The organism is Kordiimonas aestuarii (assembly GCF_025574465.1).
Lineage (GTDB): Bacteria > Pseudomonadota > Alphaproteobacteria > Sphingomonadales > Kordiimonadaceae > Kordiimonas > Kordiimonas aestuarii.
Map to the genome: position 1 here is coordinate 113,319 of NZ_JAOBPP010000015.1, position 17,879 is coordinate 131,197.

A 17,879-nucleotide genomic window follows, 5' to 3' on the forward strand; every position below is an offset into this window, starting at 1 on the left:
TCACCTCATTTATCGCACCATTCGTCGCAATTTATGACACCGTTCTGCCACAAAGGACCGTGGCACAGGCTAAAAGCGCAGGCGCCGCGGAAACACGAGCACGCATCGCCAACAATTTTATCCAAATTTGAAAATTTTGGCGCCCTAAGCTTTTAGCTTAAACCCTTGGCAGTCTTAGGCCTCGCTATCGTCCTCAAGAAGCGCTGCAGCCGTGCTTTCTTCCACAGACTGCACATTCTTGAGGGCGCGCAACATCATGCGCTTGCGCCGGTCAAGTGTTTCAACGTGGTTGAGCGCAGACGTAAGGCTTTTGCCCATGCGGTCAATCTGGTCACCGAAACGGCCGAACTCCAGCTTGACGGTGCCCAGCACATCCCACACCTCGTTTGCTCGCTCCTGCAGGGCCACCTGACGGAAGCCCATGCGGAAGGTACTGAGGAGCACCTGAAGGTTGGTGGGCCCAGCCACCGTGATGCGGTGATCGCGCTGCAGGCGTTCAAAAAGGCCGGGTCGGCGCAATACCTCGGCATAGAGGCCTTCGGTCGGCAGGAACAGGACCGCCCAGTCGGTGGTGTGCGGCGGGTTGATGTATTTTGTGGAGATATCCTTTGCAAAACGCAGGACCGCCTTCTCAAGTGCCGCGCCGGCAAGCTTGACAGCATCCTGATCGTTCAGTTCGGCTGCATTCAGAAGGCGCTCATAGTCTTCCGTCGGGAATTTGGCATCAACCGGCAGATAGACATCGCGCCCCGCCCCCGGCACTCGAATGCCGAACTCGACCCGCTCACCGGACTTTTTCCCGCAGTCAAAGTTGGCGATATATTGGTCGGCCGTCAGGAAATCACAGATGATGATCTCGAGTTCCTTTTCGCCAAAGCCGCCACGCGATTTCACGTTTGTCAGCACCCGCTTGAGGTCCCCAACGCCAGAGGCCAGGCTTTGCATCTCGCCCAGCCCCTTGTGCACCTGCTCCAGCCGCTCTGACACCGACTTGAAGCTTTCGCTCAGGCGTTTTTCAAGCGTGGTTTGCAGCTTTTCGTCCACGGTGCGGCGCATTTCATCGAGCTTCTGGCTATTCTCAACGCGAAGCTCTTTCATCTTCTCGTCAAGTTTGTCGCGAAACTGTTGCTGCTGCGTGGACTGGTCAGCCCCCAGCTTGCGCACGGTCTCGCTGAGCGCACTGATGGCCTTGGCGACCTCTTGCCGATTGTCGCGAAACTGGTTCGACAATTCTGTGCGGGTCGCTTGCTCGCGCCGCTCCGCGCCGGTCACCATATCGCTCAGGCGGCCATCAATACGGATCAGATGGCCCTCCGCATCGCCGCCGCTAACCACGCGGCTAAGGGCCGACAGCTTGACGACGAGCCCGACAACCAGCAAAAGCAAAAGCAAAAGCCCGCCAAGCAGCAACATTTCAAACAGCGTCATGGCCAAATCCCCCGAGAACAAAACCTGAAAACAAAACGGTCCTTCTTCACCTAGCCCACCCGGAAGGCACCTGCAAGGCTTGACGCATGTATGAAGCTGTGCTTCGTATTTCCGATCGGGAACCAGCCTAAATCAACCTCCGTCGGACACAGTGTCCAATCGGCGGGCAGGAACCCATCCAGGAGCAAGGAGATGATCCCCCGTTTTGATGCGAGTAACTTTGACGGTATCACGTCAGAGATGCAGGAGGCGTTTGACTGCAACGGCGTATTGGTGCTCGACGGCCTTGTCAGCGCCGAGATGTGCGACAGACTGAAAACCCGTATGGCGGAGATGGTTGATAGCTTTGACACCCGCGAGCATCGCTCGGTTTTCTCAAGCACCTCGGAAGCCCATGCGCAGGACCTGTATTTTCTGGAATCCGGACACGAGATACGCTTTTTTATGGAAGAAGAAGCCTTCGACAAAGCAGGAAAGCTGACCAAGCCGCTGCCTTTGGCGCTGAATAAAGTCGGCCACGCCATGCATGACCTTGATGACACCTTCAGCCGGTTCGCACGCCAGAAGGCTTTCCGGTTGATATGCGAAGGGCTTGGCCAGAAAAAACCGCTGCCACTTCAATCCATGTATATATTCAAGCAGCCTCATATCGGCGGCGAAGTGGTGTGCCATCAGGATGCCACCTATCTGCGGACCGAGCCCGAGGCCTGCCTTGGCCTGTGGGTCGCCATTGAAGATGCGACGACAGAAAACGGCTGCCTGTGGGGCATCCCCGGCGGGCATAAAACCGGCGGTGTGCGCGAAGCCTTTCGCCGCACGCCTGACGGCGATGCCACCTTCACCGAAACGCTGGAGGAAACACCGTTTGATGAGGACAACAAGGTGCCACTGGAAGCGCCTATGGGCACCGTCCTCGTGTTCGGTGGCAAGTTCCCGCACATGTCGTCCGCGAACCGATCTGACAAGTCGCGGCACGCATACACGTTGCATGTGATTGACGGAGCGGCCCATTATCCGGCAGATAACTGGTTAAGACGGCCTGACCATTTGCCGCTTAAAGGTTTTGACGCTTAGGAAAGTTGCTCAATGACAAAACTTGTCATCATTGGCGGCGGCCATGCCGCCGCCCAGATCGCCACATCGCTCAGGATGAAAAAGTTTGAGGGTGACGTCACGCTCGTCAGCGACGAGCCGGTGGTGCCATACCAGCGGCCACCGCTGTCGAAGATGTATCTCTCGGGCGAAATTGGCGCGGAAAGACTGCCCATTTTGCGGGAACAGGCTTATGCGAGCGCAAACATTGGGTTGAAGCTCGGGGTGCGCGCCACAAGCATCGACAGAGCCGAAAAAACGCTGGCGCTCGCGAACGGCGAAGTGCTCCCCTATGACAAGCTTATCCTGGCGGTTGGCGGACATGCGCGACGCCTTTCCTGCAAGGGCGCTGATCTCGCCGGTATCCATTACGTCCGCACGATGACCGACACCGATGCGATGCGCGGCGAATTCAACACCGCAAAACGCATTGTGATTGTCGGCGGCGGCTACATTGGGCTCGAGGTGGCAGCCGTAGCCCGCAGGGCAGGCAAGGATGTGACCATACTGGAAGCCGCAGACCGCATCCTCGCCCGCGTTGTGGCACCCGAGGTCTCGGCGTTCTACACCCGCCTGCACACAGAGGAAGGGGTCGACATCCACACAGGCGAGATGGTCACGGAAGTTGAAGGCAACGACCGAGCGGCCGCCGTACTGACAGACAGCGGAAAACGTTTCGAATCCGATATGATTGTAGCTGGCATTGGCCTTTCTCCCAACATTGAACTGGCGACTAGCGCGGGTATCACCGCCCTGGACGCAGGCATTGAGGTCAATGAACACTGCCAGACATCAGACCCGGATATTTACGCCGTGGGCGACGTTGCATGGTTTACCCACAGCCACTACGGTCGCACAATGCGGCTTGAATCTGTGCAGAACGCTGTGGATCAGGCCAAGGTGGCGGTAGAGCATATTATGGGCGACGATGCCGCGTACGATGCCCTGCCCTGGTTCTGGTCCGATCAATACGGCCTCAAGCTGCAGATCGCAGGCCTGTCCGAAGGCTATGACAGCCTTGTGGTGCGGGGCGACCCGGCCGCGCGCTCGGTTGCCTACTTTTACATGAAGGGCGGCAAAATGCTGGCGGCCGACTGTATTGGCCGTATCGCTGAGTTTATAAACGCAAAAAAGCTCATCACTGCCCGGTTAGACATTGACGCGGCCCTGCTCAGGGACGAAAGTCGCCCCTTCAAGGAAATCGCCGCGGAAATGCTTACCGCGTAAGCAATATTGGCGGCATAGGAAAGCAGACCCTGCATGCTCAGTTATCAGCACGTCTATCACGCCGGCAATTTTGCCGATGTGCACAAGCACCTGACCCTTATGCTTTTGCTGGAGCATATGCATTCCAAACCGGGATCTTTCAGCTTTTACGACAGCCACGCCGGACGCGGATATTATGACCTGGCAAGCCCCGAGGCGCAGAAAACACGCGAGCATGAAACCGGCATTACCGCTGTGGACGAGCCCGAAAAACCCAAAACCGCAGCCGCGCGATATGTAAAACTTGTTGAGGATTTCCGCGACAAACATGGCGAGACCGCATATCCGGGTTCCCCTGCTATCGCGCAACAGTTCATGCGGCACGGTGATCGCATGTTCCTGACCGAATTGCACCCGGGGGAATTCCAGCATCTTCTGGATAACCTGAGCCACTATAAAACCATCGAGATGCGCAAGAGCGACGGGCTTGAATTTGTGGCGCGGCTGACCAAACCCCATCACCTGCGTGGTATCGTGCTGATCGACCCCTCCTATGAGCTTAAAACCGAATACCGGGATGTCGCCCGCACCATGATGCGTGCGCTCAATAACTGGTCGTCTGCCATTTATGCCGTGTGGTACCCCATCCTGACCGACGACCGACACAAACAGATGGTCCGTTCCCTTCTGACACTCGGCGGTAGCACAGCTTTTGAGACGCGCCTGATGGCCCCCGAGGATATTGTCGGCCACGGCATGAAAGGTTCCGGCCTGATTGTTTTCAACGCTCCGGAGGGCTTTGCTGAAACCCTCAGGTCCGCAATGATCGAGATGAAAGACTTGATGTTCAGCCCTGGTGCGGGTGACCATACAATAGTGGAAGGGCAGCCTCTTTAAGCTCGCCTTCACCATCAGACAAAGATGGAGCGCGTATTGATAACCGACCCTGAATGGGCGGAGCTTGTGCGCGTGGGCCGGTATGACGTGATCCGGCCCTATGAACACCGGCATGCTTGTCATTCTCAACGAGTGATGGCTTAAAGGACAAGAGCCCAAAACAACAATCGCTCGGGCTCATGATTTTTTGCTATCGTCCGGCGTCTAGCGACCAGATGAACTCAATTCCTTCTCGACCGCCGTTTTCAATTCGTCCGATTGCGGCGTGACCTTACTGGAGAAATAAGCCACCGGGTGCCCGTTTTTGTCGATCAGATACTTATGGAAGTTCCACTTTGGTCGACTGTCTTCACCCAACTCATGTGCCAGCCACTCGTACACCGGCGCATTGTCCGGCCCACCCTTGACCACCATCTTCTTGGTCATCGGAAAATCAACCTGGAAATTCACCTTGCAGAAGTTTTTGATGTTCTTCTCGTTGCCCGGCTCCTGGTCGCCAAAGTCATTGGCTGGTACACCGACCACAACAAGCCCTTCGTCGCGGTATTCTTCCCACAAGGCCTGCAGGCCTTTATATTGTGGTGTATAGCCGCAATAAGACGCCGTATTCACCAGAAGCACCGCCTTGCCTTCATACTGCGCAAGCGGCATATCCTTGAACTCGATCGACGTCACAGTGAAATCATGCAGGGATTTTTCCCCGTCCGCTTGCGCGCCAAAGCTGGTCACCAGAACAGCTGCAGCCGCGATCATTGACTTGAGTTGCATAGCCTGCGTCCTCCTCAACAGTTTTCTTGCTTCATCTATATCCCGCACTCGTCGCGCGCGAAAGGGCATGACGCAAGTGTGAACTCCTCCTTGCTACGCTTCACGCTTGAAAGCAGATCATGCGGCCCTACCTCTTGCACGAGCCAGATATCATTGCCGGTGCGTCCGGCGAAGCGAAGGATGTTTAGATGACAGCAGACGCTGCCCCGCTTTTTAAACCGTTTGATCTCAAGAAACTGCACCTTGAAAACCGTGTGGTGATGGCGCCGATGACACGCACCTTCTCCCCCGGCAACGTGCCAAACGATCTGAATGTCGAATATTACCGCAAACGCGCAGCTGGCGGTGTTGGCCTTATCATCACCGAAGGCACCTGCGTGGGCCACAAGGCTGCAAGCGGTTACCCCAATGTGCCCTTCTTCTATGGCGACGACGCACTTGAAGGCTGGAAAAAGATTGCCGATGCCGTTCACGGCGAAGGCGGCAAGATCATGCCGCAGCTGTGGCACGTGGGCGCCGTTCGACGCCCCGGCATTGAGCCAGACCCTGATGTGCCCGGCTACGGCCCGTCCGGCCTCGTTGCCAAGGGCAAGAAAAAATGCCACGCGATGACTGAACAGGACATCGCCGATGTTATTGACGCTTTTGCCCAGGCGGCGGAAGATGCCAAACGAATTGGCATGGACGGTGTGGAGATTCACGGCGCGCACGGTTATCTTATCGATCAGTTCTTCTGGGGTGACCTGAATGAACGTACCGATGGCTGGGGTGGCAACTCTGTTGAGCGTACGCGCTTTGCGACCGAAATCGTTAAAGCCATCCGTGCGCGCGTTGGGTCTGATTTCCCGGTTGTACTGCGTTGGTCGCAATGGAAGATGCAGGACTATAATGCCAAACTTGCAGCCAACCCGCTGGAGCTCGAACAGTTTCTTGAGCCGCTTGTGAACGCAGGCGTGGATATTTTCCACTGTTCCACACGCCGGTTCTGGGAAAATGAGTTCTCCGGCAGTGACCTGAACCTCGCGGGCTGGACCAAAAAACTAACCGGCAAGCCGACCGTGACTGTCGGCAGTGTTGGCCTTGACGCCGCCTTCACCGAAGAAGGCACCACCGGGTTCGCAGAAGCGCAACCCGCCAGCCTTGAGCAGCTAATGGCCCGCATGGCAAACAATGAGTTTGACCTTGTCGCCGTTGGCCGGGCGCTTATCGCTAACCCGGACTGGGTCAAAAAAGTTGAGGCAGAACAACATGATGACATCATGCCCTACACAAAGGACATGCTGGCCAGCCTGGCTTAGGTCAGTCAACCTGCACTAAATCGTCATGGGGCCGCCTATGTGTGGCCCCTTTTTGTATGATAGACACAGAATCAGCACAAAATCGGTGGAGGCCACACTGGCCGATATTGTGTGGTGCGCTCAGGAAAACCGCGGCATACGGACCATGCTGCAGCGCAATATAAATTATGCTTCTCCGCGCATTTTTTTGTCGTTAAGGGGGATTTAGATCCAAGCGTGGATTGAGAACAAATCTATAATCGAAGTGTGGTAGAAGGAACCAAACATGGCCAAGCTTCGCATAAGCCCCGCGCCTGCACACAGCCGTGCAACAGCGCTGGCTGCGCTTAAGAACGCATTCCTCGCAAATGAGACGACGACTGTTCGCTCGCTCATTGACAATTTCCCCCTGAATACCGAGGCGCGCGAAGAGATCGTCGTAAAGGCCTCCGCAATCGTGGCACAGTCCCGCGCCATGAAAGAAGCGCAGGGCAGCCTTGACGCCTTCCTCGCTGAATTTGGACTGTCCAATCAGGAAGGTGTGGCGCTGATGTGCCTCGCCGAGGCGCTGCTGCGCATTCCGGATGTGGAGACACAGGACAAGCTGATCGCCGAGAAGATCAAATCCGGCAACTGGGCATCACACAAGGGTCACTCCGACAGCCTGTTCGTCAATGCCTCCACCTGGGCCCTTATGCTAACCGGTGAAGTCGTGCGCCTTGACCGCGCCATCACCAAAAACCCCGGCCAATGGATGAAGTCGCTGGTTTCCCGCACGGGTGAACCCGTGATCCGCAAGGCGGTGATGCAGGCGATGAAGATCATGGGCAAACAGTTTGTCTTTGGTCGCACCATCAAGGAAGGCCTGACACGCCAGGGCAAGCAGCCGCCTGAGAGCAAGATGATGAGCTTCGACATGCTCGGCGAAGGTGCGCGCACCATGGAAACCGCCGACCGCTATTTTGAGCTCTATAAAAACGCGATCGACGCTGTAGGCACAGCCACCAGAGAAGACGGCAAGGACCCGCACGACCGGTCCAGCATCTCGATCAAGCTTTCCGCGCTGCACCCGCGGTATGATGAGGTGAACGACGCACGTGTGATGGCCGAGTTGCTGCCACGCGTAAAGGAGCTAGCAGCCCAGGCCAAGTCCTACGATATCCAGCTGACCATTGATGCCGAGGAGGCCGACCGTCTTGAAATCTCGCTCCGCATTATCGAAAAACTGGCGGAAGACAGCGATCTGGATGAATGGGAAGGCCTTGGCCTTGCTGTCCAAGCCTACCAGAAACGCGCGCCCTATGTCATCGACTGGCTGGTGCATCTTGGTCGCGAAAATGGCCGCAAATTCGCTGTGCGCCTCGTCAAGGGCGCCTACTGGGATACCGAGATCAAGCACTGTCAGGAACAGGGGCTTGAGGACTATCCCGTCTTCACCCGCAAGCAGGCGACAGATATCAGCTATCTCTATACCGCCGCGCGCATGCTGGAGGCACAGGACGCTATTTACCCGCAGTTCGCCACCCATAACGCGCACACGATTGCCGCGATTGCCGAAATGGCCGGAGACAAGCGCTATGAATTCCAGAAACTGCATGGCATGGGCTCGCTCCTGTACAAGGCTGCCGGCCGCGTGGCTGGCAAACCGATTCGCACACGCACCTATGCGCCCGTTGGCCTTCATGAAGACCTGCTGCCATACCTTGTAAGGCGCCTTCTTGAAAATGGTGCCAACTCCAGCTTCGTGAACCGCTTCATGGACGCAGACGTCCCGGTGGAGGAAGTCGCCGGCGATCCGATCAGCTCGATCAAGATGGCACCCGCCCTGAGGCACACGCTGATCGCCAAGCCGGAAGACATTTATGGTGACGAGCGTAAAAACTCCAAAGGCTGTAACCTTTATGACCGGTCGCAGTCCACGCCGCTGACCGACGCGCTCGCACGGCAAGACGGTACGGTTTACAAGGCTGCGTGCATCATCGGTGGTAAGGACGTTGGCGGAGACCAGAGCAAAGTCATCAACCCCGCCAAGACCAAGGAAGTCGTCGGCACCGTGCGTGAGGCACGCGAGGAAGACCTGGAAGCCGCCATCACCAAGGCCGAAGCTGCCCAGTGGAACTGGAACCGTCTTGGCGGTGCCAAGCGAGGCGAAATCCTGCGCGCCATTGGTGGCAAGCTGGAAGAAAACCGCGACCTGTTCGCTGACCTTCTGGTGCGCGAGGCGGGAAAAACCCTCAGCGATGTAATTGCCGAAGTCCGCGAAGCCGTTGATTTCTGTCGCTATTATGCCGCTCGCGCAGAACAGCATTTTGAAGGGCCTGTAGTATTACCGGGACCAACGGGCGAACGCAACCGCCTGTTCCTTGGAGGCCGAGGCACCTTCTTGTGCATCGCGCCGTGGAATTTCCCGCTGGCGATTTTCGCCGGCCAGGTTGCCGCAGCGCTTGCAGCCGGTAACGCCGTGATTGCCAAGCCAGCAGAGCAGACGCCTCTGGTCGCCTATCATGCGGTGAAGATTTTCCATGAGGCTGGTGTACCGGTAGACGTGCTGCACCTGATCCTTGGCGAGGGGTCCAAGGTCGCAGCGCCCCTTGTTGCCGACGAGCGGATATCCGGCGTCGCCTTCACAGGCTCCACCGCCACCGCCAAGATCATCAACCGCGCCCTGGCAGAGCGCGACGGCGCCATCGTACCGCTGATCGCGGAAACCGGCGGACAGAACGCCATGATCGTCGATAGCACCGCCCTGCCCGAACAAGTGGCCGATGATGTAATCCAGTCTGCCTTCGGCTCTGCCGGGCAGCGCTGCTCGGCGCTCAGGGTATTGTTCGTGCAGGACAGCGTGGCCGACAAGGTGATCAATATGCTCAAGGGTGCGCTCAAGGAGCGTGTTGTGGGTAATCCTGCCCTTCTGACCACGGACGTTGGCCCTATCATCGATGAAGAAGCCCGCGACAAGCTGGCAGAGCACTGCGAACACATGGAAACGGAGGCCAAGCTTATAGCCGCGGCTGACCTGGGTGAAGGCACGGAGGACGGCACATTCCTTGCGCCACGTATCTTTGAGCTTGAAAGCCTTAGCCAGCTTGAGGATGAGCAATTCGGCCCCATCCTGCACGTCATCCGGTTCAAGTCAGGGGCGATTGACGACGTGCTCGCACAGATCAGTAAAACCGGCTACGGCCTGACCTTTGGTGTGCACTCCCGTCTTGAAAGCCGCTGGCAGGAACTGTTTGAGAAAACCCGCATCGGCAACACCTATATCAACCGCAACATGGTTGGTGCGGTTGTCGGTGTGCAGCCGTTTGGCGGCGAAGGCCTGTCGGGTACAGGCCCCAAGGCCGGTGGCCCGCACTATCTGTTCCGTTTTGCGGCCGAACACTCGCTCACGATCAATACCGCAGCCGTGGGTGGCAATGCCGAACTGTTCAGCATGGATGAAAACGGCTAACGCCGGACACCGCCAGGAAAAAGAAAGGCCGGGCGCAAACCCGGCCTTTTTAGTGGGCTGAAGCTGTATCAAAAAGGTTGAACTGCCCTCCCTTGAGCACAGGGGCGCGGAACTGGCTTACATCCAGAGCCTCCCGTTCAGGGTTCAGTTTGAGGCGACGGCACAGGTTGCGAAACCGTTGGTCCATCAGTTCTGCCTCAAGCCCCTTGCCTTTCATCCGGTGTTTGAAGCGTGGGTCATTGACCTTCCCACCCCGCATGTCGCGAAGCCTGTTCAGCACCCGCGCCTTGCGGTCTGGGTAATGTTCCTCTAGCCATTCCTCAAAAAGGCCCCCCAGTTCAAGCGGTAGCCTGAGCAGAATATAGTTGGCATATTTGGCACCGGCGTGCGCAGACGCGGCCAGAACGGTTTCCATCTCATGATCGTTCAACGCAGGAATAACAGGCGCGAACATCATGCCCACTGGCACCCCGGCATCAGAAAGCAGCTTGATCGCATCCAGCCGCCGCGTTGGTGTACTGGCGCGTGGTTCAAGGACGCGGGCCAGTTTACGGTCCAGGGTGGTGACCGACAGCGCCACCCGCACCAACCCCATCTCCGCCATCGGGACAAGGATATCCAAATCCCGCACCACAAGGCGGGATTTGGTCAGGATTGTCACCGGATGGCGATGCTCGTAAAGCACCTTCAAAACCTCACGCGTGATGCGGCGGTCTTTTTCAATCGGCTGATAGGGGTCTGTATTGGTGCCTATGGCAATGGGTTTGACCTGATAACCTTTTTTACCAATCTCCTGCCTCAAAAGCTCGGCTGCATTGGGTTTGGCAAACAGCTTGGTTTCAAAATCCAGCCCCGGCGACAGCCCCATAAAGGCATGGGTCGGACGCGCAAAACAATAAACGCAGCCATGTTCGCATCCCCGGTACGGGTTAATCGACCGGTCAAACGGAATGTCGGGTGACTTGTTGCGCGCAAGGATATGTTTGGCGTGTTCTTCCTGCACCTCGGTCTTGGGCGAGGCGTCTGAAACATCTGACAACCAGCCATCATGCACACGTTCACGAGCGAGTTTTTCAAACCGCCCGCTGGTGTTTGAAACAGCACCGCGCCCCCGCGCCAGCCACGGAGAAGGCTGGCTTGTCGAATTGCTCATGTCACCAAGGCTGATATGTCGTCTGCTTGCTTCCATACACTAATATTACCATAAGAACAAAACAAGAACAATATAGATAAATTCCCGCTGTTTCCCTTGGCTTTTTCGCTCAGAAGGTCAATGGTTTCAGTAAGATAACAATACAGCTTGGCGAAAACATGACTTTGCAAAGTGAAAATGCGCTGATACAAAAGCGCCATGAACAAATTTGACCTGCCGCCTGCACGAAAGCGTTATTTCAAACTCACGGAGCGCCTCAGGGACCCGTTGGACCTGATGGCCCATGTGCCCTTTCGCATCGCGACCGCCAGCAACCTGCTCGCGCTGAACCGTGACCTGAACGTCAGGCAGTATGTCGACCTTGATGTGCGCGAGATGCGGGTGCTGATCAATATCGGCTCCTACATGCCGATCAAGTCAGCCGACATCGCTTACCAGAGCCGTATGGACAGCTACACGGTCAGCCGCGCGGTGAAAGCGCTGCGGAAAGCAGACCTGATAGACTTTGAACCGGTGCCCACCAGCAAACGAGCGAAAAACCTCGTCCTCACCACCGAAGGTGAAGTGGTCTATAGCAAGATTATCGCCGTCATCGAAAGCCGCGCCAACTTGCTAGACGAAGTGCTCAGTGAACAGGAGAAGGCCCAGCTTTGTGATATGCTGGCACGCATTGAAAGCAAGGCCGAGCAATTGATGGCGCAGTACGCGCTGGACCAGCAACAACAAGGCCTTGAGCTGCCCGCGGACCAGAAAGAACTGATCCGCTGGTACAGAAAAGGCAGCCAGTAGTCCCCGTCAAAGGACGGTGACGATATCTTCAAAAGGCTTTTTGATCGTGGCGTGAACCGGAATGCTCGCCCCTTCCGCCGGATAGCCCGCAACAAGCAGAATGAAGGCCCGCTCGTGGTCGGGGCGGCAACATATCTCGTTCAGGAAGTTCATCGGCTTCGGGGTGTGCGTCAGGGTTGCCAGTCCCGCGTTGTGCAGGGCTGCGATCAGGAAACCCGTGGCAATGCCCACCGATTCCGAAACATAATAATTTTTGCGTTCCATACCGGTTTCGACACCACCCCGGCGCTGCGCAAAGATCGCGATAAGCCACGGGGCGTGTTCGAGGTAAGGTTTGCTGGCGTCGGTACCCAGGGGTGCCAAGGCATCAAGCCATTCTTCACCGGCCTTTCCTTCGTCGTAAAAGCCGTGTTCTTCCTGCTCTGCCCGCCTGCGCACCTTCGCCTTCACCTCAGGGCTACCGATCAGCGCGAAATGCCAGGGTTGATGATTGGCGCCACTGGGCGCGGTGCCCGCAGCCCGTATGCAATCCTCAATAATCTCACGTGGGACCGGACGATCAGAAAACTCACGCACCGTGTGGCGACGGCGAATATCAGCGAGGAAATCCGCTGCACGCTTGTGCATTTCCGCTTCGCTATATTCGCGGTAATCCGGCAACGGGATATTATCATGAGGCTTCATACATCACTCCCTAAAGCATTGATATGATGAGAGTCATATATAAATAATATTGCATATGCAATAATTAATCGAGCGTTTGCCGATACCGGGACATGGCAATAGCAACCGCCACAATCAGGAAGGCAATAATACCAAGGATATCGGCAGCGATATCGGCAAAACCACTACCCTTGAGCAGGATGCCACGCGCAATGCGTAGAAAATGCGTAAGCGGCAGAGCTTCCCCCAGCACCTGCGCCCATTGGGGCATGCCGCGAAACGGAAACATAAACCCGGACAACAACAGCGACGGCAGGAAGAAGAAAAAGGTCATCTGCACCGCCTGTAACTGGTTTTGGGCTATGGTGGAGAAGGTGAACCCCACAGCAAGATTAGCGATCATGAAAAAGATGGTCGCAAGCGAGAGCAAAGCAATACTTCCCTCCACCGGCACATCAAACAGGAACGCTGCGGCAATCAGGATAATAGCCGCCTGCACATACCCCACAATGACATAGGGTGTGATCTTGCCGAGCATCACCTCTGCGGGCCGGACCGGCATGGAGAGCAGGTTTTCCATCGTGCCACGCTCGCGCTCCCGCGTGACCGCAAGACCAGTGATCATCACAAGTGTCATAGTCAATACCACCCCCATCAAGCCCGGCACGATATTATACTGAGTGATGTTCTCGGGGTTATAACGCCGGTGTACGATGATATCGAATGCCGGTGCGGGCTCGCGCGGGCTCCCGCTCACGCCTTTCAGGTCACGTTCAAGCGCGGTTGCCTTGATCTGCTGCAGCGCGCTGATAGCACTGCCGGTGGCCACCGGGTCCGTTGCGTCGGCCTCAACCAGAATTTCCGGCCGTTTGCCCAGCACAAGGTCGCGCGAAAAATTGGGCGGGATCGTCACTGCAAACTGCACTTGGCCACGCGTGAGCATACGATCTACATCGTCACCATCCGCCTGGGAGACGATCTCAAAATACCCGGTATTCACAAGAGCAGCGGTGAAAGACCGTGTGTAGGCGGTACTTTCTGATGAATAAATCGCGGTTGGCAGGGCCTTGGGGTCCGTGTTGATCGCATAACCAAACAGGATGAGCTGGATCAGTGGCACACCAATCATCATGCCCAAAGTTGTTCGGTCCCGCCGCATGTGGTTGAACTCTTTCATCAGCATGGCGCCAAGACGTGTGAGGGAAAGCAACCGTCTCATGCGAAATTGTCCTTTGACCCGGCGGTCAGGTGAATAAACACATCTTCAAGGGTTGGGCTTGTGCGCTCCCACGAGATGTCGTGACCCTCCCGGTAGGGCCTGATCGCTTTCTCAAGCGCGGCCTCATCTGTCCCACTGACATGCAACTTGGCACCAAAGGCCACGGCAGAGGCCACGCCGTCCTTGCCGCGTAGTTTACCTGCCAGCCGGTCAGCTTCACGACCATGCGCCCGCCAGGTGTAAAGCTCTGTATTCTCGATGATTTCTTCCGCGGTGCCGGACGCCAGGAGTTTACCATAGGCGATATAGACGATCTCGTGGCAACGTTCGGCCTCGTCCATATAGTGGGTGGACACAAGTACAGTGATGCCCTTGCCGGCAAGGGTGTGGATTTCATCCCAGAACTCGCGCCGCGCCTTGGGGTCCACCCCCGCCGTGGGTTCATCCAGCAGCAGAAGTCGGGGCTCATGCAAAATACAGGCGGTCAGTGCAAGGCGCTGTTTCCATCCACCAGACAAGGTGCCTGTCTGCTGGTTGCGTCGCCCCCACAGACCAAGATCCTTGAGCGCCTCTTCCACGCGCTCGGCGCGGCGGTCCATCTCATAAAGCCGTGCAACAAACTCCAGATTCTCACGGATTGTCAGGTCTTCATAGAGACTGAATTTCTGTGTCATGTAGCCGGTTTGACGCTTGATCAGCGGTGCCTGCCCCCGAAGATCAAGCCCAAGACACGTGCCCGCGCCTTCGTCTGGCGTCAAGAGCCCGCACAACATACGCAAGGTTGTTGTCTTGCCACTGCCATTGGGGCCAAGGAATCCAAAAATCTTCCCTTTGGGGATCTGGAGGGAGAAGTCATCCACCACCCGACGTTCATCAAAAATCTTCACAAGGCCCGAGACATCAATTGCGAGGTCGGAGGCCAGCTCGGGCGCACCGTTCATTGAACACGCTCCACCTCAACCGGCAGACCGACAGGCAATATCACACCATCCATTGGCAGCGCCTCAATGAGAAAAACAAGCTTTTCCCTGCTGTCTGCGGAATAAATCACCGGCGGTGTGTACTCAGCTTCAGGCGCGATATAAATCACACTGGCGCGCAAGCCCACCTCGCAGCCATCACAGGTGAAGGCCATGGGTTGGCCCAACTTTATCCTTGCGATCTCCGCTTCAGGCACGAAGAAGCGCAACTTGCGTTTATCATCGGGCAACAGCGTCACTACAGGCTTGTTGGCGGGCACCCATGCACCGGGCAGGAAGTATGTATCCTGCACCACAGCACCTACCGGGGCTACAGGCGCCAGCTCCGCGACACGCCGGTTTGCCTTGGCCAGTGTTGCCTCTGCTTCCCTGACTACCTGCCCGGCCGCTTCAAGCTGGTCTTGTCGCGCGGGCAGATTTGCCACGTCAAACGCCTGCTGCAAGGCTGCAAGCCTTGCCCTTGCCTGACCGTACGCCGCCTTGGCACTGTCAAGCTTTGCCTGCACGAATGCTGTGCTGCCCACAAGGTCCCGCTGACGCTTGAGCTCCTGCTCTGCGTTCAAAAGCGTGGCTTCAGCCTCGCGCATTTCGGCGCGCCTGACTTCAAGCTCCTCAGCCCGCGCGCCCTTTTTCCGGTCCGCGAGCTCTGCCCGTGTGCGTTCGACCCCTGCTTCAGCTTGTGCGACGTCCGCCATCGCCGTGGTTTTATCGAGCGAGAACAAGGCTGCGCCCGCTTCAACGCGCTGCCCCCGCATAATATTCAGGGAGGCAAGCGTGCCGGACACAGGTACCGACAGCTCAATATATTCCCCTTCCACATAACCTGGATAAATCATGCCATCCGTTTCCAGCCTGTTCATATACCAAGCCGCGGTAGCAACCCCACCAGCGACCAAAAGCACAATCAAAAAACGGACGAACTTCATTACCGGCCTTTCCCATGTAAAACAGCAAGAGAGTGACCGCACTCTGTGCAGCACACTCACCTTCTGGATTCTGCGCCTTTGTGACGCTTATGATTACCTGCCGATTTCCTCGCTGAAGGACTCGGTTCATGTATTATATGCTTGAAATTAATTAATTAGTCAATTAATTTAAGGGTTATGAGCACACGAGAAAAAAAGCGCCGCGGCGCGGGTCGCCCGAAAGACAATAACGAAGACCGCCGCGCACGCCTGATTGACGTTGCAGGACCGGTTTTTTCGCAGCAGGGATATGCTGCTACTAAGATCCCGGCACTCGCCAAGGCAGCGGATGTGACACCTGCGATGGTGCACTATTACTTCGGCGGTAAGGACGGGCTGTTGGAAGCGGTGTTCAACGGGGCCTTCAAACCTCTTCTCGATAAACTGGATGAGCCTTCGACACTTGAGGAATGGGCGATCACTTTCCATGATCACCTGCTGGAACGCCGCTGGATGCCTCACCTCATGATCCGGGAAGTCATTATGGAAAGCGGGCATCTACGGGACCATTTCGCCGCAGAGTTTGCGCCGCGCATTCTTGCAAAATGGTTGACCCTGTTTGCCAATGAGAAGGCCGAAGGCCGTATGCGCGAAGATGCAGATGACCTCCGGCACGTGGTGCTCATCATGGGGATGCTGGTTTATCCGTTTGTTGTGGCGCCACTCAGTGGCATCCTGACCGACAGCCCCTTTGGGGATGATCAGATGCGCCAGTTCCGCGATGATGCGGTGCGGCTTTTCTTCCGCGGTGCCAAGGGCTGATCAGGTACCCAGCCCCGGTATCATAAGAACTCCGTCCCTGTAATCTTCGAACCAGATCAGGAATTCCTCCGCCGTCATCGGCTTGCCCAGCAAATACCCTTGCGCATAATCGGCCCCCAAAGCACGGATAATCGTCAATTGCTCTTCCGTTTCCACCCCTTCACAGGTGCAGCGCAGATTGAGCTTGTGTGACAGTTCGATCGCGGATTCCAGAATGATGCGGGAAGTGTCGTCCTCAGCTGCACGACTTATAAACATCCGGTCAACCACAATCTCATCAAACGGGATGGTCTTGAGCCGCATAAGCGATGCGAAACCGGTACCAAAATCATCGAGCGCCAAGCCGAAGCCGCGCAGGCTCAGCCGCGACAGCACTTCAAGAGGGACGCGCACGTCCACGTCAAGGTCGGCTTCCGTCACCTCAAGGCGCACCATCTTCGGCTCCACCTCAAATTGTTCGGCAAGGCCGGAGACCACATCAGCAAAGTCCGCTTTACGCAGGTTATCGCTCGCCACATTGATGGATAAGGCAAGTTCCAGTCCCTGTTTGCGCCACCTACCCTGTTGCTGCATCGCCAACTCCAGCATGCGGTAGGTCAGCACGTCCATATGGCCCTTTTCCTGTGCGGCCTTAATCACGGCCCCAGCCCCCAGGTAGCCACCATTGGGTGCCCGCCAACGTGCAAACACTTCGGCGCCCGCGAGCGCACCGGTCTTGAGGCTAATCTTCGGCTGGAAGACAGGCGACAGACCATCTGTCATCAGCCCACGCATGAATTCATTTTCCGCAAGGACTGTTTCGGTACCGGTACGACCTTGCGTACGAGTATCCGCCACGTCGCTCAGCATATGCAGCAGCATATCCTTGTTCACTGGCTTGGTGAGCGTACCGAGGAGATTGATACTGTAGGCAAGCGCCAGTTCCTTGGCTGACTGCAATGTGCGGGCATCATGGCCCGTCAGCAGAATAACGGAAGGGTCCCAGTCCAGTTCAGAGATTGCGCGGATAAGGCCAAAACCATCCATTTCGGGCATGGCCAAGTCTGTCACGATAACATCATAGCGTTCAGTTTTGAGGAGATCGAGCGCCTGAGCGCCACTGTCGGCACCGGCCACGAGATTGTCGCCCCCCTGCAGATACCGGATCAGCAAATCCCGCATGGTCGCCGAATCATCAACAACGAGAATACGTTTGCTCACAGATGCTCCTCCCTCATCGCGGCCATACG

At 56.6% G+C, this 17,879-nt stretch carries 15 protein-coding genes; 7 read left to right on the forward strand and 8 right to left on the reverse strand.

What is annotated here, in order from left to right:
- Nucleotides 1-174: 174 nt before the first annotated feature.
- On the reverse strand, nucleotides 175-1,428 hold the full coding sequence (locus OEU85_RS04570; protein WP_262690268.1) for a DNA recombination protein RmuC: 1,254 nt from the start codon (nucleotides 1,426-1,428) through the stop codon (nucleotides 175-177).
- A gap of 192 nt (nucleotides 1,429-1,620) precedes the next feature.
- On the opposite strand from OEU85_RS04570, the gene OEU85_RS04575 reads away from it, so the two are divergent.
- Genes OEU85_RS04575 through OEU85_RS04585 form a run of 3 tightly spaced genes read left to right on the forward strand, consistent with a single transcriptional unit; the run spans nucleotide 1,621 to nucleotide 4,623 of the window.
- Entirely contained in the window at nucleotides 1,621-2,502 is an 882-nt protein-coding gene (locus OEU85_RS04575; protein WP_262690269.1) for a phytanoyl-CoA dioxygenase family protein, read from the forward strand.
- A 12-nt stretch (nucleotides 2,503-2,514) separates the two neighbouring features.
- Entirely contained in the window at nucleotides 2,515-3,747 is a 1,233-nt protein-coding gene (locus OEU85_RS04580; RefSeq protein WP_262690270.1) for an NAD(P)/FAD-dependent oxidoreductase, read from the forward strand.
- A gap of 33 nt (nucleotides 3,748-3,780) precedes the next feature.
- Nucleotides 3,781-4,623, forward strand: a complete 843-nt coding sequence (locus tag OEU85_RS04585) for a 23S rRNA (adenine(2030)-N(6))-methyltransferase RlmJ (RefSeq protein ID WP_262690271.1) — start codon at nucleotides 3,781-3,783, stop codon at nucleotides 4,621-4,623.
- 204 nt (nucleotides 4,624-4,827) lie between these two features.
- Here OEU85_RS04585 and OEU85_RS04590 read toward each other — a convergent pair whose 3' ends face one another.
- Nucleotides 4,828-5,391: a glutathione peroxidase gene (locus OEU85_RS04590; protein WP_262690272.1), complete on the reverse strand. Its 564-nt coding sequence runs from the start codon at nucleotides 5,389-5,391 to the stop codon at nucleotides 4,828-4,830.
- 188 nt (nucleotides 5,392-5,579) lie between these two features.
- Between OEU85_RS04590 and OEU85_RS04595 the strand changes: the two genes are divergently transcribed.
- Both OEU85_RS04595 and putA read left to right on the forward strand, forming a co-directional pair.
- Complete coding sequence (locus OEU85_RS04595; protein WP_262690273.1) at nucleotides 5,580-6,689, forward strand: NADH:flavin oxidoreductase; 1,110 nt, start codon at nucleotides 5,580-5,582, stop codon at nucleotides 6,687-6,689.
- 265 nt (nucleotides 6,690-6,954) lie between these two features.
- Nucleotides 6,955-10,119, forward strand: a complete 3,165-nt coding sequence (gene putA / locus OEU85_RS04600) for a bifunctional proline dehydrogenase/L-glutamate gamma-semialdehyde dehydrogenase PutA (RefSeq protein WP_262690274.1) — start codon at nucleotides 6,955-6,957, stop codon at nucleotides 10,117-10,119.
- A 49-nt stretch (nucleotides 10,120-10,168) separates the two neighbouring features.
- Here putA and OEU85_RS04605 read toward each other — a convergent pair whose 3' ends face one another.
- Entirely contained in the window at nucleotides 10,169-11,272 is a 1,104-nt protein-coding gene (locus OEU85_RS04605) for a PA0069 family radical SAM protein (RefSeq protein WP_449555794.1), read from the reverse strand.
- A gap of 198 nt (nucleotides 11,273-11,470) precedes the next feature.
- Here OEU85_RS04605 and OEU85_RS04610 point away from each other — a divergent pair, with 198 nt between their 5' ends.
- The gene (locus OEU85_RS04610) at nucleotides 11,471-12,061 is read left to right on the forward strand and encodes a MarR family winged helix-turn-helix transcriptional regulator (protein WP_262690276.1); all 591 of its coding nucleotides are present in this window, start codon (nucleotides 11,471-11,473) and stop codon (nucleotides 12,059-12,061) included.
- Nucleotides 12,062-12,067: 6 nt separating this feature from the next.
- Here the strand turns inward: OEU85_RS04610 and OEU85_RS04615 are convergent, their stop codons facing one another.
- The 4 genes from OEU85_RS04615 to OEU85_RS04630 form a co-directional block, all read right to left on the reverse strand.
- Nucleotides 12,068-12,745 carry a nitroreductase family protein gene (locus tag OEU85_RS04615; protein WP_262690277.1) on the reverse strand — a complete coding sequence of 226 codons (678 nt, stop codon included), beginning with the start codon at nucleotides 12,743-12,745 and terminating at the stop codon, nucleotides 12,068-12,070.
- 64 nt (nucleotides 12,746-12,809) lie between these two features.
- The gene (locus OEU85_RS04620; protein WP_262690278.1) at nucleotides 12,810-13,943 is read right to left on the reverse strand and encodes an ABC transporter permease; all 1,134 of its coding nucleotides are present in this window, start codon (nucleotides 13,941-13,943) and stop codon (nucleotides 12,810-12,812) included.
- Nucleotides 13,940-14,884, reverse strand: coding sequence for an ABC transporter ATP-binding protein (locus OEU85_RS04625; protein ID WP_262690279.1), 945 nt, complete (start codon nucleotides 14,882-14,884; stop codon nucleotides 13,940-13,942). Before OEU85_RS04625 ends, OEU85_RS04620 begins: the two co-directional genes overlap by 4 nt.
- Nucleotides 14,881-15,849 carry an HlyD family secretion protein gene (locus OEU85_RS04630; RefSeq protein WP_262690280.1) on the reverse strand — a complete coding sequence of 323 codons (969 nt, stop codon included), beginning with the start codon at nucleotides 15,847-15,849 and terminating at the stop codon, nucleotides 14,881-14,883. The genes OEU85_RS04625 and OEU85_RS04630 overlap by 4 nt, the downstream gene beginning before the upstream one ends.
- 177 nt (nucleotides 15,850-16,026) lie before the next feature.
- Here OEU85_RS04630 and OEU85_RS04635 point away from each other — a divergent pair, with 177 nt between their 5' ends.
- Complete coding sequence (locus OEU85_RS04635) at nucleotides 16,027-16,650, forward strand: TetR/AcrR family transcriptional regulator (RefSeq protein ID WP_262690281.1); 624 nt, start codon at nucleotides 16,027-16,029, stop codon at nucleotides 16,648-16,650.
- Here the strand turns inward: OEU85_RS04635 and OEU85_RS04640 are convergent, their stop codons facing one another.
- Nucleotides 16,651-17,850, reverse strand: coding sequence for an EAL domain-containing response regulator (locus tag OEU85_RS04640; RefSeq protein WP_262690282.1), 1,200 nt, complete (start codon nucleotides 17,848-17,850; stop codon nucleotides 16,651-16,653).
- Between the last annotated feature and the right edge of the window lie 29 nt (nucleotides 17,851-17,879).

Excerpts from the sequence above, each read along its gene's own strand:
- OEU85_RS04570 (WP_262690268.1), bottom strand. The coding sequence starts at position 1,428 with ATGACGCTGTTTGAAATGTTGCTGCTTGGCGGGCTTTTGCTTTTGCTT.
- OEU85_RS04575 (WP_262690269.1), top strand. The coding sequence starts at position 1,621 with ATGATCCCCCGTTTTGATGCGAGTAACTTTGACGGTATCACGTCAGAG.
- OEU85_RS04580 (WP_262690270.1), top strand. The coding sequence starts at position 2,515 with ATGACAAAACTTGTCATCATTGGCGGCGGCCATGCCGCCGCCCAGATC.
- OEU85_RS04585 (WP_262690271.1), top strand. The coding sequence starts at position 3,781 with ATGCTCAGTTATCAGCACGTCTATCACGCCGGCAATTTTGCCGATGTG.
- OEU85_RS04590 (WP_262690272.1), bottom strand. The coding sequence starts at position 5,391 with ATGCAACTCAAGTCAATGATCGCGGCTGCAGCTGTTCTGGTGACCAGC.
- OEU85_RS04595 (WP_262690273.1), top strand. The coding sequence starts at position 5,580 with ATGACAGCAGACGCTGCCCCGCTTTTTAAACCGTTTGATCTCAAGAAA.
- putA (WP_262690274.1), top strand. The coding sequence starts at position 6,955 with ATGGCCAAGCTTCGCATAAGCCCCGCGCCTGCACACAGCCGTGCAACA.
- OEU85_RS04605 (WP_449555794.1), bottom strand. The coding sequence starts at position 11,272 with ATGAGCAATTCGACAAGCCAGCCTTCTCCGTGGCTGGCGCGGGGGCGC.
- OEU85_RS04610 (WP_262690276.1), top strand. The coding sequence starts at position 11,471 with ATGAACAAATTTGACCTGCCGCCTGCACGAAAGCGTTATTTCAAACTC.
- OEU85_RS04615 (WP_262690277.1), bottom strand. The coding sequence starts at position 12,745 with ATGAAGCCTCATGATAATATCCCGTTGCCGGATTACCGCGAATATAGC.
- OEU85_RS04620 (WP_262690278.1), bottom strand. The coding sequence starts at position 13,943 with ATGAGACGGTTGCTTTCCCTCACACGTCTTGGCGCCATGCTGATGAAA.
- OEU85_RS04625 (WP_262690279.1), bottom strand. The coding sequence starts at position 14,884 with ATGAACGGTGCGCCCGAGCTGGCCTCCGACCTCGCAATTGATGTCTCG.
- OEU85_RS04630 (WP_262690280.1), bottom strand. The coding sequence starts at position 15,849 with ATGAAGTTCGTCCGTTTTTTGATTGTGCTTTTGGTCGCTGGTGGGGTT.
- OEU85_RS04635 (WP_262690281.1), top strand. The coding sequence starts at position 16,027 with ATGAGCACACGAGAAAAAAAGCGCCGCGGCGCGGGTCGCCCGAAAGAC.